Origin of the sequence: Pseudomonas sp. MF6394 (assembly GCF_002018845.1) — a bacterium.
In the GTDB taxonomy this organism is placed as follows: Bacteria; Pseudomonadota; Gammaproteobacteria; order Pseudomonadales; family Pseudomonadaceae; genus Aquipseudomonas; species Aquipseudomonas lactis.
The window spans coordinates 1-14696 of record NZ_MVOJ01000059.1; the positions used below are offsets into that span (position 1 = coordinate 1).

The window sequence follows — 14696 nt, forward strand, 5'->3', positions numbered from 1 at the left end:
TACCATTTTAGCATCATCAGGTTGCAATGGTTTCGCATGTCTTCTACGTCTGGACAAGCATAGTAACTGGTCAGAACACGCCCAGAGCGGCACGTCATATTTTCTTCAAATACCTCCACTCATTGCGTTCATCGGGGTGCGAATCTCGTGACTCATGGTGGCCAGGAACGTGCTCTTGGCGCGGTTGGCCTCGTCGGCGCGCTCCTTGGCAGCGCGTAGTTCATCGAATAGCTGGCGTCGGTCACTGATATCGATCCAGCCACCGATGATGCCTTGGACTTCACCCGTAGAGTCGCGGTAGGGCAGGATCCAATGGTAAATGGTCAGTTTCCTGTCGTGGATATGCAGGCTGCGATCAAGGATCAGCGGGTTACCCTCGGCGACGACGCGCAGATAGTCAGCATGATACTGGGCGGCCTCCGAGGCCAGGGCCATGGTCATCTGGGTCACGCTTTTGCCGATCACCTCTTCGCGCTTGACATCGAACACCTGCAGGTAGCTGTCGTTACAGGTCTGCAACAGCCCATTGCGGTCGCGCACGTAGATCGGATGGGGCGTCTCATTGACCAGTGCACGCATGAACTCGAACTGATCGTTGAGGGCGCGTTCGGCCATTTTTCGATGCTTGATCTGGCGACGCATGTAGGCGTTCCAGGCCAGGGAGATCAATAGCAGCAGCCCGGTGCCGATGATGATGCGCGCGATCAGTTGATGGTAATTACGCCAGTAGCTGTCGGATGCGGCGGTGTAGCCACGCCAGCGGCTGTTGATCACACCCATTTCATCCGGGGCAATGCTGAGCAGGGCCTTGTCGAGGATGGAGCTCAACTCCGTGGCTTGACGCGAGGTGGCCAGGGTGAAGGTCGCAGGGGTCGTGCCGATGCTGGCGCTGATTTGCAACTTATCCTGAAAGACCTGGGAAGACAGGAAGTAGTTGGCGATCACCAGGGTGTTCACTGCCCCATCCACTTGTCCCTGTGCGAGCAGCTCCGATGCTCTGAACGTATCACTGGTTTCCACCAGTTGAACCTGCGGAAAGTCTTTGCTCAAGGTCGCGGCCAGTGGGCTGCCTCGGGTGATTGCCAGACGCTTTCCTGCCATCTGCTCCATGTTCGAGGGGGCACCTTGCTCTCTGCGTGTCAACAATACATAGGAGTTTTCCAGGTAGGGGCGACTGAAATTAAGCTGCGAATCTCGTTCGTTGCTGGGCACGATGGCGCCGATCATATCGATTTTCTGGGCCGCGACCTGTTCTATCATCGCGCCGACCTCGCGGCCGCGCTGCACCGAAAAGCGCAGGCCGGTGCGCAGACGAATCAATTCCAGCAAGTCAGCGGTGATGCCGCGAAAGTTGCCGTCCGCATCGAAGAACGTCAGGGGCGCGAAGGTTTCGTTGACGATCACCGTGACCACCGGATGCTCTTTAAGCCAGCGTTCTTCGCGCTGGGTCAGTTGCAGTTTCTGGTCGGTCAGCAGAATGTCGCTGCCGGCGCTCCAGCGCTTGGCAATGCTGTCCCTTTCGTTGATGGGCACTGAGGCCAGGGCTGAATCGACAATGCTGAGGAGCATCCGGTTGTCCTGGCGCGTGGCAAAACTGAAACCATACGCTTCATGCTTGCCGAAGTTGGCCATGCGAATGTTTTTGAGATAGCCCTTGTTGATCATGTAATGGGTGGAAATGGTGTCACCGAGAAACACATCCGCCTGGTCGAAGGCCACTGCATTCAAGGCATTTTGATAAGACGGGTAGGCACGGATGATCGCCTTGGGGTACAGCTTTTCCACCTCATTGAGCGGCAGGTAGTGATAGACAAGGCTCAGGCGCAGCCCGTCGAGGCCTTCGCTGAGGCTGCGGGTTTCTCCCTCGCGCGTGACCAGCACCGGCTGGTCCACGGCATAGGGTTCGGAGAGGATAAGGTTCGGCGTTGCCGCTTCAAACCCGTTGGAGGAGCCCAGCAGGTCAATTTCCCCGGCTTCCAGGGCACGAATGGCCGCCGCCCGGGACGGGTAGCGCATCACAGTGATGGGCAGGGAGAGTGCCTTGGCCAGCAAGCCGGCGTAATCGGCGGTAAGGCCTTCATAATCATGGCCGCTGGAAGTGAGGTCAAAGGGCGGGTAGTCTGGGGTGGATGTACCCAGCGTTAGTTCACGTTTGTTCTGCAGCCACTGGCGTTGGGCCTTGTCAAAATGAGTGTCCAGTTGAACAGCTCCCGCGCGACTCAAGAGGGTGAAGCGTTCCGGGCTGGTTTGGTGCTCAGCGAGCACGGTCGTGCTGAAGTACAAACCGGCACTTAATATTATTAGATAGTCCTTTATACGCCTGGGCATCCGCTTTCTCACACTAGCGCGTTTCGTTTTGCCATCTCGATGAGGTCAACCAAGGATTTGGCTTGGAGTTTTTGCATGAGTCTCTTTTTATAAGTACTGACGGTCTTGTTACTTAAAAACATGCCTTTGGCGATTTCCTTGTTAGTGCGGCCCTGTGCAAACAGTTGCAGGACCATCAGTTCCCGGTCGTTGACGGTCTTGAACAGTTCCAGCTCTTGAGCATCCATGCCTTCGGTTCCGGGGCCATTCAAAGCCTGGCTGGGGAAGTAGTTGTAGCCGGACAGCACCGCGCGAATGGCACTCAGCAACTCGCTCAGGTCACCCTCCTTGCACACGTAGCCTTCGGCCCCCGAGCGCATGCAGCGCGTGGCAAACAGCGTGGGGCATTGGGCCGTGAGGACAAGGGTTTTCATCGAGGTGTTCATGGCATTGAACCGGCAGAGCACCTCAAGGCCATCAAGTTTCGGGATGCTGATGTCGAGAATCACCAGGTCTGGAAGGCATTCACGGACCATCTGTATGGCATCGCACCCGTTATCTGTTTCGCCGACGACTTTGTAACCTTCGTGCTCCAGCAACATTCGAATGGCAAGCCGGATAACGGGGTGGTCATCGATAATAAAAACTGTGTTCATAGTCACTTTCCATGCAGGTGCAGATAAAGCGGGCACATTAGCTCAGAAGGTGAGTGCACAGTATGAAGCTCGCACGGAGTAGATGCAGAACAGGAAAGTTCCTACATTTAAAAAGGTATAGACCTACAAGTTGTTAGGTAATCGTGACAGGGCATGTGAGCGTTTTGAGGATGGGCCAGGCAAGAAGGGAGGCTTGGAGGTTTACGGCGGGCCCCGAATCATTTTTCGTTGTAGGGGATGTTTAAAATCCTACAGGAGTGGGTTAAAAGTTGAGCGGACTAATCGCTCAAGTTCATCTTTGTTCAAAGGCTTTGATAAGTAGCCAAGGAGGGGGAGACTTCGTTGTGCGGCTTGTATCGTCAGGTTAACCAATTCCGAGGTGGGTAAACCGCTTAACAAGATAGCGCTGGTGATGAAGCGCCGGCGGCTGGCGATTTCCACCAGTTCAAGCCCGGGCAGGTCGGGCAGGCATTGGTCGCATAACATCAGGTCGAAAGGGTGTTCGGACTGACTCATCACGCGTATGGCTTGCTCGGCGTTTTCCACCGGGGTCAGTTTTTCGAAGCCGAAGCTTCTGAGCAGGCACTGGGTGGCCATGAGTTGAAAGGGGTGATCCTCCACCAAAAGAATACGAAGAGAATAGCTGGGCATAAAGAGCACACAGTAAGGCAAGCGTCGATGGGGGCAGTAGGAATTACTCGGCGGGTCCGTTGGGGCGCGCGTGATTATTCTTCGTGCGCCTGTACGAATTCGATCAGGCTGCTCTGTTCCCATCGTAGGGCAATTCGCTTCAGGGAACAGGCAGTTGGATGGAGTCGTTATTGAGGGCTGGAGCGCCCGGTCATTTCCCGTGCCATTTCGGTGGCGTAGCTGTCGGTCATACCGGCGATGAAGTCGATCATGCGCAGGAAAGAGGCGTGCAGCGGCCAGGCGGGGTCCGGCGCGCTATTGCCCAGCAAATCGAGAATGCGCCGGTTCTTGAACGACGGCGTGCGCCCGCCATGTTGTTCCAGGGCCGCGCCGCAAAAGGCATTCAGCAGGATTTCCAGGGTGGTATAGGCCCCGATCTCATGCAACGTCTTGCGCTTGTCCTGGAAGATCTTCTTGCGTGCCATGTCCTTGGCATCCAGCACGCAGCGCTTTGCCGGGCCGTGCATGTGCTCCACCAAGTCACCGGGCAGCGTGCCGGCCAACAGGGCGTCCTGCTGTTCGACAAACGCCTGCGCCGCCGCATTGGTCAGGTGCTCGATGGCTTTGCCGCGCAGGATCGCCAGCTTGCGGCGACGTGAGTCCATTGGGCCCAGTTGGCGATAGGTTTGCGGCAGGTCATCGCCGACCAGGTTCAGCAGCAGCGACTCGACCTCGGCGTACTGCAGAAGCTCCATTTCCAGGCCGTCTTCCAGGTCGATCAGCGCATAGCAGATATCGTCGGCGGCCTCCATCAGGTAGACGAGCGGGTGACGTGCCCAGCGTTGCTCCTCCAACTGGGGCAGGCCAAGCTTGTGGGCGATCTGCTCAAGAATCGGCAGTTCGCTCTGGTAACAGCCGAACTTGTGTTTCTTGTAGCCCAGCGAGTCGGCGTGGCGGGCGGTCCAGGGGTATTTGAGGTAAGTGCCCAAGGTGGCGTAGGTCAGCCGCGTGCCGCCGTCGAACTGATGGTATTCAAGTTGGGTGAGTACCCGAAAGCCCTGCGCATTGCCTTCGAAGTTCAGGAAGTCATTGCGTTCGGCGCTGCTCATGTCATCCAGCCAGCCGCGCCCGGCGGCCTGTTGGAACCAGTGGCGAATGGCGTCTTCGCCCGAGTGCCCGAACGGCGGGTTGCCGATGTCATGGGCCAGGCAGGCCGATTGCACCACCATGCCCAGGTCGCTCGGGTCGCACCAGTCGGGCAGGGCGCTGCGCAAGGTTTCGCCCACGCGCATGCCGAGTGAACGCCCCACGCAGCTGACTTCCAGGGAGTGGGTCAAGCGTGTGTGGATATGGTCGTTGCTCGAAACCGGGTGCACTTGGGTCTTGCGCCCCAGGCGCCGGAACGCGCCGGAGAAAATAATGCGGTCGTGATCTTTGTGGAAGGGGCTGCGGCCCAGTTCTTCGGGGCTGTGCAGGGGTTTTCCAAGACGTTCGCGGGTCAGCAGGGTGGGCCAATCCAAGGCGCAGGTTCTCCGTAAGATGAATGACAGTTCCAGCTTCCCGCTTCCGCTTTTGTGGTGCAAGCGAATCCAGCGGTAAGCCGAGTCGATATCAATTAACAGCCAGCGCAAAAAACCGCAATGACCAGCACGTGTCTGGTCATTGCGGTCATCGGCTCACGCGTATCAGCTTTTGCGCGAAGAGCTCTGCATGGCCAACTTGATCAGCGGGATCAACCCGGCACCCAGCCGCACCAGGCGCGTGACGCTGCTGATGCTGCCGCCCTTGGCGCCTTTGCCGGTAAAGAAGCCCATCAGGGTGACCGCCGCCACGCCCCACAACGGCGCGTGCTTGATGCCCAGGCTGTCCTGCCAGTTGTGGCGCATGTTGCGCATTTTGTGCAGGGGCGCCATGAGTTGTTGTGACTCATGCCGGATTTCCTGGCGGTGCATTTCCATGCGCAGGCGGATCAAGGCTTTGCGCATTTCCCGGCGTGATGTGTTTTGCGGGATCTCAGTCATGCTCATGGCAGCAGGCGCTCCCGGTCATTGGCCAGTTCTTCGAGCGTGGCGTGGAAGGGCGTCGATTCATCGAACACCGCCGCCTTCAAACGCACACCGCAGAACGCAGCGGCCAGGCTATAGAACACGCAGAGGCAGATGATGCCGGTCAGGCGATAGCCCGTATCCCACACCAGGATCATCACCAGCGTCGACAACCCCACCAGCAACAGCAGGGCAAACACCAACGCCAGGCCGGCAAACAGCAACAGGCTGACGGTGCGGGCCTTTTGCTCTTGTAATTCAATGCCGAACAACTCGACGTGACTGTGCAGCAAGCCCAGCACAGCTGCGCCCAGGCGTCGGGAGGTCGAACCGCTTGCTGAGGAATGTGCGCTCGAAGATGAGCTGGATTCGCCGATAGACATGGTTAGCGCCTTGTAGCCAGCAGACCGATCAAAAAGCCTACGCCGGCAGCAATGCCGACCGACTGCCATGGGTTGGCTTGCACGTAGTCTTCGGTGGCAGTGATCGCCGCCTGGCCGCGCTCGCGCAACGAGTCTTCAGTCAATTGCAGGGTCTCGCGGGCCTTGAGCAGGCTCTCGTGGATCTTGGTGCGCAGCTCGTCAGCCTGGTCACCGGCCAGCACGGCGGTGTCGTCCAGCAACTTTTCGGTATCGCTGACCAGGGTTTGAAAATCCTCCATCAGTATCTCTTGAGCAGTCTTTGCTGTTTTACCGGCCATGGTTGTCTCCGTGGGTAGCTGATCTGTACGTGTGGTTTCGAGTCGCGGCGTTGGCTGAAGGTTCAGTGCAATTGTGTGGTACAGCTTTTGCTTTGCCTTGGTGCGCAGGCCCTGGGGCCTGCGCTGAATCCGGGCGGTCGAGGTGAAAACCTTGAAAAACCTTACCCTAAATCACTTAACTTCGCGGAAAAACCCTGTCGGCAACGGCCTGTTGTGTTGATCGCTGCGCTAAAGCGGTTCACGCCCTCTGAAGAAGGGTGAAGCCGGCGGTGCCAATTTAGTGCGCGAAACCCTGGCTTGAACCGCTTTGGTGCTTTTTGCCTTGATGCAGGCCTGCCAACCTCCATGGAAAACTTGCAAAGCGCAGTGGACACCCTTGTCCACAGTTCCAACACCCTGTTCATCCTGATTGGCGCGGTCATGGTGCTGGCCATGCACGCCGGCTTTGCCTTCCTTGAGGTTGGCACGGTGCGCCAGAAGAACCAAGTCAACGCCTTGTCGAAAATCCTCAGCGATTTCGCGATCTCAACGCTGGCCTATTTCTTTATAGGCTATTGGATCTCCTACGGTGTGAGCTTCCTGCAACCGGCCGCCGTGATCAGCGCCGATCATGGTTACGGCCTGGTGAAATTTTTCTTCCTGCTGACGTTTGCCGCGGCGATTCCGGCGATCATTTCCGGCGGGATTGCCGAGCGTGCGAAGTTTGCGCCGCAGCTGTGTGCCACCGCGCTGATCGTGGCGTTTATTTACCCGTTCTTCGAAGGCCTGGTGTGGAACGGCAACTTTGGCTTGCAAGCCTGGCTGCTCGCAACCTTTGGCGCCAGCTTTCACGACTTTGCCGGTTCAGTGGTGGTGCACGCCATGGGCGGTTGGCTGGCGCTGGCGGCGGTGTTGCTGCTGGGCCCGCGCAATGGGCGTTACCGTGAAGGACGCCTGGTGGCGTTTGCGCCGTCGAGCATTCCTTTCCTGGCGCTGGGCTCGTGGATTCTGATCGTGGGCTGGTTCGGCTTCAACGTGATGAGCGCGCAAACCCTCAATGGCGTCAGTGGCCTGGTGGCCGTCAATTCGTTGATGGCCATGGTCGGTGGCACCGTGGCTGCTTTGGTGATTGGTCGTAACGATCCGGGTTTCCTGCACAACGGTCCCTTGGCCGGGCTGGTGGCGATCTGCGCCGGTTCCGACCTGATGCACCCGGTGGGCGCGCTGGTCACGGGTGTGGTCGCTGGCGGTTTGTTCGTGTGGTGCTTTATCGCGGCCCAGTCGCGCTGGAAGATCGATGACGTGCTGGGTGTGTGGCCGTTGCATGGCTTGTGTGGTGTGTGGGGCGGCATTGCCTGCGGCATCTTCGGCCAGACCGCCCTGGGTGGGCTGGGCGGTGTGAGCCTGATCAGCCAGTTGATCGGCACCGGGCTGGGCGTGGTGGTAGCGTTTGGCGGCGGCTTGCTGGTGTACGGCGTGATCAAGCGCGTGCAAGGGCTGCGCTTGACCCAGGAGCAGGAGTATTACGGCGCGGACCTGTCGATCCACAAGATCGGCGCGGTCAGTCAGGATTGATCGGCGCTTCTTCATCTGTATGTGGCGGCGGGTAAAAACCGTGTAGCAAGCGGTAGCGGTTGTGCCGTACCTCATCCACCCGCGCCTGCACCTGTTGGTCCGGCAGGCCCAGCAGGATCAGGGCGTGGGCGGCGAGCATCAGGCTCGACTCCAGCAACTCGGGCACCACTTCGCTGGCGCCCGCGGCCTTGAGTTCAGCCAACTGGCTGTCATCGCGGGTGCGCACCAGGATCGGCACGTCGGGGTTGATCTGCCGCGCCTCCTTGAGCACCACCAGGGCGACATCGCTGTTGTCCACCGCGATCACTACCAACCGCGCTCGCTCCAGGCCGACGGCGCTGAGCAAGGCGCCACGGCGGCAGTCGCCGTAATGCACGCTGCTGTCCTCGGTGGCGGCTTCCTGGACCCGTTCGGGGTCATCATCCAGGGCGATAAACGCCTGTTGTTCGCGGCGCATAAAGCGCCCAATGGACTGGCCTACGCGGCCATAGCCGCAAATCACTACGTGCCCGTGCAGTTGGGCATTGAGCGCGGTGATCTGCTCCAGTTGCACTTGCTGGTTGGGCTTGCGGTGCAGGCGCAGGGCAACGGCCGGTGCCGCACGCAACAGCAGCGGTGTCAGCAGCATCGAGCAGAAGGTGGCGGACAATAGCAAGCCGTTGAACTCATCGGGAATCAACCGGCTCTGCTGCATCTGCGCCATCAGCGCAAAACAGAACTCGCCGCCCTGGGCCAGTGCCAGACCGCTGCGCCAAGCCGTTTCGGTGTCGCTGTTACGCCATTTGACCAGCGCCGCGACCACCATGCCTTTGACCAGCATCAGCGTGAGCGTCAGGCCGAGGATCAACAGGCTGTGGCTGACGAACAACTGCAGATCGATGAGCATGCCGATGCTAACAAAAAACAGCCCCAGCAGGATGTCGCGAAACGGGCGGATATCCGCTTCGATCTGGTGCCGGTAATGACTCTCGCCCAGCAGCATGCCGGCCAGGAACGCACCGAGGGCAGGGGAGAGGCCCAGCAGGTGGGTGAGCCACGCGGTGAGCAAGACAATCACCAGCGCCAGCAGCACAAACAGCTCCGCCGAATGGGACGCGGCGACTTCACGGAACAAGCGCGGCAGCAACCAGCGGCTGGCGAGCAACAGGCCCACGAACAGCACCACGGTCTTGCCCAGAGTCAGCGGCAGCGCCCAGTACCAGGCTTGGTCACTGCTGCCGGCAAACACCGGCACCAACGTCAGCAGCAACACCGCCACGACGTCCTGAAACAGCAACACGCCTATCGCGTTCTGGCCATGACTGCTGAAGATCTCACCGAGGCTGGTCAACTCCTTGCTGACAATGGCCGTGGACGATAACGCCAGCCCTGCGCCCAGCAGCAACGCGATGCCGGGTGCGAGGCCAAAGCCCATCAGTAATACGCCCAGCAATGCCCCACACCCCAGCACTTGCAGGCTACCCAGGCCAAATACCACGCTGCGCAGCGCCAACATTTTCGACAGGGAAAACTCCAGCCCCAGGGAAAACAGCAGGAACACCACGCCCATCTCAGCCAGGTCCGGCAGGTCTTCGTTGTCATTGACCCAGTCCAGCGCGGTGGGCCCCACTGCCAGGCCAACGCACAGGTAGCCCAGCACAGGCGGCAGTTGCAGCCGGCGAAACAACGCAATCACCACCAGGGATGAAGCCAGGATAATCAGCAGGTTGGCGAACACAGGCATCTCCGTTGCAGGGTGAGCGGCAAAAAAGCCGCGAGAATCGCTGAATCAGTTATAGGCCATGGTGATCTGGATCAGGCTTTTTACACCGTAGGAGCGAGCTTGCTCGCGAAAAACGTCAACGCTGACGCGGGGTTCCTGAAGGAACGCGGCGCACCGGAGTTTTTCGCGAGCAAGCTCGCTCCTACAAGGGGATTGTTGGGCTTAGAATGGAGGTTCGTTTTGTGACCTGAGTCCTTCATCATGCTTCCTGAATGCCAGCTGTTCGGCACCCTGGGTTGCCATCTGTGTGAGATCGCCGAAGCCGAAATCATGCCGCTCGTCGAACACGGGCTGTTGGTGGAGTTGGTGGATATCACCGATCCCCAGGACCTGACAGACGTCTACGGCCTGCGGATTCCGGTGCTTCGCCGCATGGACACCGGGGGGGAACTGGACTGGCCGTTCGACACCGATCAGGTGGTTGCCTTCCTGCGCTGAGATTTATGCGATGGCGGCTTTTCAAATATTCAGTTACTGTATATTCGTACAGCGATTGAATAGAGGGAACGCCCGTGGTGAATGTTGAACAACTTAAAAGCAGCGTCAATCGCATGTCCGCCGATGTGGTGCGCGACGCGGTGAACGAGCTGCGCCTCGATGGCCTGGTCACGGAAGGCAAGACACCGTTTAACAAAGTGCATTTCAACACCTGCTTTGCGGAAATCGAGGCGCTGTTCCAGCGCGCCGGTTATCACAAGCAGCTGGATGTGGTGGGTTATCAGGGCTTGCTCTACGCGCTGTATGACCCGGGCCGTTGGGAAGCGGTGGACGTGCTGCGCTGGCTCAAGGAATTCACTGAGGCGGCAAGCGCCTCGCCGGTGCTGCGCGCTCAACTGGCCAAGGCCTGAGATAGGCCCTAGGCAATCGCGCGCCATGGGCGATAATGCCCGCCTGTTTTCCAGGCTTCGAGCGTCGGCATGTCCACTTGCGTTTTTTCCCCCTCCCAGCACCAAGCCAGCACCCTGTACTTGCCGCCGGGTTCCTGGGTGACGGTGCTCGACTGCCTGTGCGCACATTTCCCGGCCATTGGCCGTGAACAATGGCAGGACCGCATTGCCCGAGGCCGGGTGCTGGATGTCAACGGCAGCCCGATCAGCCTGGGCCTGGGCTACAAGGAAGGCCTGTGCATCTATTACTTTCGCGAAGTGCCCAACGAGAAAGTGATTCCGGTGCAGGAAAGCATCCTGTACGCCGATGAGCACCTGGTGGTAGCGGACAAACCGCATTTCCTGCCAGTGACACCCGCTGGCGAGTACGTCGAGCACACTTTGTTGCGACGCTTGATCCGGCGCCTGGACAATCCGGCCCTGGTGCCTCTGCACCGTATCGACCGGCATACGGCGGGGTTGGTACTGTTCTCCGCCAACCCGAACAGTCGTTCGGCTTACCAGCAACTGTTTCCCACGCGGCGTATCGACAAATTCTACGAAGCCATCGCCCCGGCCTTGCCGCACCTTACTTTCCCGTTGGTGCACAAAAGCCGCCTGGTGGATGGCGAGCCTTTCTTTCGCATGCAGGAAGGGCTGGGCGCCAGCAACACCGAGACGGCGGTAGAGGTGCGCGAGAAAAATGGTGATCTATGGCGCTACGGCCTGTTCCCGGTGACCGGCAAGAAGCACCAGTTGCGCGTGCATATGACGGCGCTGGGAGCGAGCATCTGCAATGACCCGTTCTACCCCGAAGTGATCAAAGACGCCGAGGACGATTACGCCAAGCCACTCAAGCTGTTGGCCCAGGGCGTGCGCTTTGTCGACCCGGTGAGCGGCCAGGAGCGCAGCTTCCGCAGCCAGATCACCCTGGACTGGTAAACCCCAGGAACAACAAGGCCCGCGCGAGGCGGGCCTTGTGTGCAAGCGCTAAGGCTTACAGGTCTTTAACGGTGCGAACCTGATCTTTGTTGATACGGGTGTGCTTGCCGTCCAGTTGTTCGAATTCGTAGAAGCCCGAATCTTCATCGTACTTCGGGGTGTCGACGGCCTGGATTTCGCGACCGTCATTCAGGGTGATCACTGTTGGCGAAGCGCAACCGGCGAGGGTAGCGAGGCCCAGTGCAAGCATGAGAGCGGCGATGGTCCGTTGAGTCATGAGTTTGTCTCCGAGAGAATACTTTTAAATTGCTGACCTTGTGACGTACGGGACGCCGGCAAAGTTCCTTGTGCAGGCTTCATTCTGACATGCCAGCCCCGGGGTGCAACAGCTCGGGCGTATTAAGATTGGCCAGGCGCGGGTCATTGGCCGGGCATTGCAGGGCCACCGCGCCCAGTTGCAGCCAGAGCTTGCGCGGGCTGCGTTCACCCGCTTGCCACGCCTGTTCCACTTGGTTTTTCAGGCTCGTGGGGATGATGCACAGCAAGGGTTCCCAGTATTCACCCTGGCGCACCATTACCGGCACCTGCGGGTTGCGTCGTGAGGTCGCACGCAGGTCGGTCAGCAACCGCGCATCGATCTGCGGCACATCGCAAGGCAAGATCAGCAGATGCGCATGGCGTGCGGCGAAGAGTCCTGCGCGGATACCGGCCAGCGGGCCGGGGAAGTCCGGGCTGTCATCGCTCACCTGTTGGTCGGCATAGGGTGCGTAGCGTTCATGGTTGCGGTTGCACGAGATGATCAGGTCATCGGTGAGCGGCCGCGCCAGCTGGTGCAGGTGGGCGATCAAGGGCTGGCCTTGCCATTCCAGCAGGCCTTTGTCCTGGCCGCCCATGCGTTGGCCGCGACCTCCGGCCAGCAACAGGATCGAACACGGCAGGGAGGAAAATTCAAAGCTCATGGTGGTTGCGCTGCGGCAGGTAAACAGGGGCCTGTGATATAACATCGGGCTGTTCCTTCGACAACCGGACCGTGCCATGAAAGCCAAGGCCGATGCGCCCTTCGTACCCCTCAATATTGCTGTATTGACCGTCAGCGACACCCGCACCCTGGAGACTGACACCTCCGGCCAAGTCTTCGTCGACCGCCTCACCGCCGCCGGCCACCACCTGGCCGAGCGCGTGCTGCTCAAGGACGACCTCTACAAGATCCGCGCCCAGGTGGCCCACTGGATCGCCGAAGACGTGGTTCAAGTGGTGCTGATTACCGGCGGCACCGGCTTCACCGGCCGCGACAGCACGCCTGAAGCAGTGAGCTGCCTGCTCGACAAGCAGGTCGATGGTTTTGGCGAGCTGTTCCGCCAGATATCCGTGGCCGATATCGGCACCTCCACCGTGCAATCGCGCGCCTTGGCGGGGTTGGCCAATGGCACCCTGGTGTGCTGCCTGCCAGGCTCCACCAATGCCGTGCGCACCGGTTGGGACGGCATCCTCGCCGAGCAGTTGGATAACCGTCACCGCCCGTGCAATTTCGTCCCGCATCTGAAGCAGGCCGAACCTTGTGAATCCCGTGGATAAGCCCGGCAAGACCGGCGCCCTGATGCCGGTGGAAGCAGCTTTGCAGCGTTTACTCGACATGGCTGCCGCCGCGCCGATCCGCGAGCAGCAAGTGCTGCCCCTGGCTGAGTGTGATGGCCGGGTACTGGCCCAGGACCTGATCTCCACACTCGACCTGCCGCCGTGGCCCAACAGTGCCATGGACGGCTATGCCGTGCGCCTGGCGGACTGGACGGGCGAACCCTTGGTGGTGAGCCAGCGTATTTTCGCCGGCACTGCACCTGAGCCGTTGGCCGCTGGCACCTGCGCACGCATCTTTACCGGCGCGCCGGTGCCCCAGGGTGCGGACTGCGTGCAGATGCAGGAAAACGCCGTGGTGCATGCCGACCAGCGCGTGAGTTTCACCGAGCCGTTGCAGAGGGGCGACAACATCCGTCCCCAGGGCCAGGAAACCACCGTCGGCGAGACCGTACTCAGTGCCGGCACCCGCCTGGGGCCCATCGAGCTGGGTTTGGCCGCGTCCCTTGGGCGTGATCGACTTGAGGTGGTGCGGCGCGTGCGCGTGGCCGTGTTGTCGACCGGCGATGAACTGATCGAGCCAGGGCTGCCGCTCGGCCCGGGGCAGATCTACAACCGCAACCGCCGCGTGCTGTGCAGTTGGCTGGTGCGCATGGGCTGTGAAGTGATCGATGCCGGGATTTTGCCGGATGATCTGGAACAGACGCGCACGCGCCTGGCGGGGCTGGGCAGCGTTGACCTGATCCTCTCGACCGGCGGTGTGTCGGTGGGCGAGGCGGACTTCCTCGGCATTGCCTTGCGCGAAGAGGGAGAGCTGGCGTTGTGGAAGCTGGCGATCAAGCCGGGCAAGCCGCTGACCTTCGGGCATTTTCGTGGTGTGCCGGTGATCGGTTTGCCGGGCAACCCGGCCTCGACCCTGGTGACCTTTGCGCTGTTGGCGCGCCCTTATCTGCTGCGCCGTCAAGGTGTGCTGGAGGTGCAGCCGCTGCGCTTCGAAGTGCCGGCAGGGTTTGTCTGGCCCAAGCCTGGCAACCGTCGCGAGTACCTGCGTGGGCGGATCGAACAGGGCAAGGCGATCATCTACCGCAACCAAAGCTCCGGGGTGCTGCGCAGTGCGGCATGGGCTGAGGGTTTTGTGGAGGTGATGGAAGGGACCACGTTGGCCAGTGGCGACCGGGTCAATTTCATTCCCTTGAGCGAAGTCCTGAGCTGACCGCGTGCTAAAAAATGTGGGAGCTGGCTTGCCTGCGATGACGCCCTCACAGCCGACCAATATCTACCTGACACCCCAACGATCCAACTGTGGGAGCGGGCTTGCTCGCGAACGTGGTCTGGCAGGCGACACAGTTGGACCGGGTACATATCCGTTATTTAGGTAACGGCCACTTAGGGTTCCGCCCTGACGGCGGCTCACTTTTGAACAGCGCAAAAGTAAGCAAAACGCTCTTGCCCCACCACTCGGCACCTCGCTTAGGCTCGGTGTGCCCGAACACAGGCTTGAATCCGTGGGCCGCCGCCACGCGCCATCCATGGCGCGGGGCGGCTAACCCGGCGTCCTGCCGGGTTACCCACGAATTCAAGCCTGCGTTCGGCCAGCGTGGTTTAACGGGGCGCCTGAGATCAAAAGCAGATCAAGATCAAGAGCGGCTCGCTTCGCATCGT

General features: G+C 60.1%; 15 protein-coding genes and 1 pseudogene. 6 read left to right on the forward strand and 10 right to left on the reverse strand.

Translation table 11 applies throughout. The features are described 5' to 3' along the window. Positions 1-114: 114 nt before the first annotated feature. From MF6394_RS32100 to MF6394_RS32130, 7 genes and pseudogenes are all read right to left on the reverse strand, one after another. Positions 115-2328: pseudogene (locus tag MF6394_RS32100) on the reverse strand (transporter substrate-binding domain-containing protein); the annotation flags it as partial. An 8-nt stretch (positions 2329-2336) separates the two neighbouring features. Beyond that, on the reverse strand, positions 2337-2963 hold the full coding sequence (locus MF6394_RS32105; protein WP_003189917.1) for a response regulator transcription factor: 627 nt from the start codon (positions 2961-2963) through the stop codon (positions 2337-2339). Between the two features lie 249 nt (positions 2964-3212). Further along, positions 3213-3614: a response regulator gene (locus MF6394_RS32110; protein ID WP_032892702.1), complete on the reverse strand. Its 402-nt coding sequence runs from the start codon at positions 3612-3614 to the stop codon at positions 3213-3215. Positions 3615-3781: 167 nt separating this feature from the next. After that, on the reverse strand, positions 3782-5113 hold the full coding sequence (locus MF6394_RS32115; RefSeq protein ID WP_032892699.1) for a deoxyguanosinetriphosphate triphosphohydrolase: 1332 nt from the start codon (positions 5111-5113) through the stop codon (positions 3782-3784). Positions 5114-5278: 165 nt separating this feature from the next. Further along, positions 5279-5620, reverse strand: coding sequence for a hypothetical protein (locus MF6394_RS32120; protein ID WP_003189922.1), 342 nt, complete (start codon positions 5618-5620; stop codon positions 5279-5281). Further along, positions 5617-6021, reverse strand: a complete 405-nt coding sequence (locus tag MF6394_RS32125; protein ID WP_032892696.1) for a phage holin family protein — start codon at positions 6019-6021, stop codon at positions 5617-5619. Before MF6394_RS32125 ends, MF6394_RS32120 begins: the two co-directional genes overlap by 4 nt. A gap of 2 nt (positions 6022-6023) precedes the next feature. Continuing rightward, a complete protein-coding gene (locus tag MF6394_RS32130) occupies positions 6024-6338 on the reverse strand; it encodes a DUF883 family protein (protein ID WP_003189926.1) in 315 nt (104 codons plus the stop codon). A 345-nt stretch (positions 6339-6683) separates the two neighbouring features. On the opposite strand from MF6394_RS32130, the gene MF6394_RS32135 reads away from it, so the two are divergent. Beyond that, entirely contained in the window at positions 6684-7892 is a 1209-nt protein-coding gene (locus MF6394_RS32135; protein ID WP_047710406.1) for an ammonium transporter, read from the forward strand. Here the strand turns inward: MF6394_RS32135 and MF6394_RS32140 are convergent. After that, positions 7879-9609, reverse strand: a complete 1731-nt coding sequence (locus MF6394_RS32140) for a cation:proton antiporter (protein WP_078468253.1) — start codon at positions 9607-9609, stop codon at positions 7879-7881. The two genes, MF6394_RS32135 and MF6394_RS32140, sit on opposite strands and share 14 nt — an antisense overlap. A gap of 246 nt (positions 9610-9855) precedes the next feature. Here MF6394_RS32140 and MF6394_RS32145 point away from each other — a divergent pair, with 246 nt between their 5' ends. The 3 genes from MF6394_RS32145 (at position 9856) to MF6394_RS32155 (ending at position 11462) form a co-directional block, all read left to right on the forward strand. After that, positions 9856-10092 (forward strand): glutaredoxin family protein, encoded by a 237-nt coding sequence (locus MF6394_RS32145; RefSeq protein ID WP_078468254.1) that lies wholly within the window; start codon positions 9856-9858, stop codon positions 10090-10092. Between the two features lie 74 nt (positions 10093-10166). Then, positions 10167-10502: a hypothetical protein gene (locus tag MF6394_RS32150; protein WP_003189932.1), complete on the forward strand. Its 336-nt coding sequence runs from the start codon at positions 10167-10169 to the stop codon at positions 10500-10502. Between the two features lie 69 nt (positions 10503-10571). Continuing rightward, a complete protein-coding gene (locus MF6394_RS32155) occupies positions 10572-11462 on the forward strand; it encodes a pseudouridine synthase (protein WP_078468255.1) in 891 nt (296 codons plus the stop codon). Positions 11463-11517: 55 nt separating this feature from the next. Here MF6394_RS32155 and MF6394_RS32160 read toward each other — a convergent pair whose 3' ends face one another. Beyond that, on the reverse strand, positions 11518-11739 hold the full coding sequence (locus MF6394_RS32160; protein ID WP_003189935.1) for a YgdI/YgdR family lipoprotein: 222 nt from the start codon (positions 11737-11739) through the stop codon (positions 11518-11520). A 79-nt stretch (positions 11740-11818) separates the two neighbouring features. Next, positions 11819-12421: a molybdenum cofactor guanylyltransferase MobA gene (mobA, locus tag MF6394_RS32165; protein WP_078468257.1), complete on the reverse strand. Its 603-nt coding sequence runs from the start codon at positions 12419-12421 to the stop codon at positions 11819-11821. Between the two features lie 76 nt (positions 12422-12497). Between mobA and moaB the strand changes: the two genes are divergently transcribed. Together moaB and MF6394_RS32175 are read left to right on the forward strand one after the other, a co-directional pair. Next, positions 12498-13037 (forward strand): molybdenum cofactor biosynthesis protein B, encoded by a 540-nt coding sequence (gene moaB / locus MF6394_RS32170; RefSeq protein ID WP_032892684.1) that lies wholly within the window; start codon positions 12498-12500, stop codon positions 13035-13037. Continuing rightward, positions 13021-14247 carry a molybdopterin molybdotransferase MoeA gene (locus MF6394_RS32175; protein WP_078468256.1) on the forward strand — a complete coding sequence of 409 codons (1227 nt, stop codon included), beginning with the start codon at positions 13021-13023 and terminating at the stop codon, positions 14245-14247. The genes moaB and MF6394_RS32175 overlap by 17 nt, the downstream gene beginning before the upstream one ends. The last annotated feature ends 449 nt before the right edge of the window (positions 14248-14696 follow it).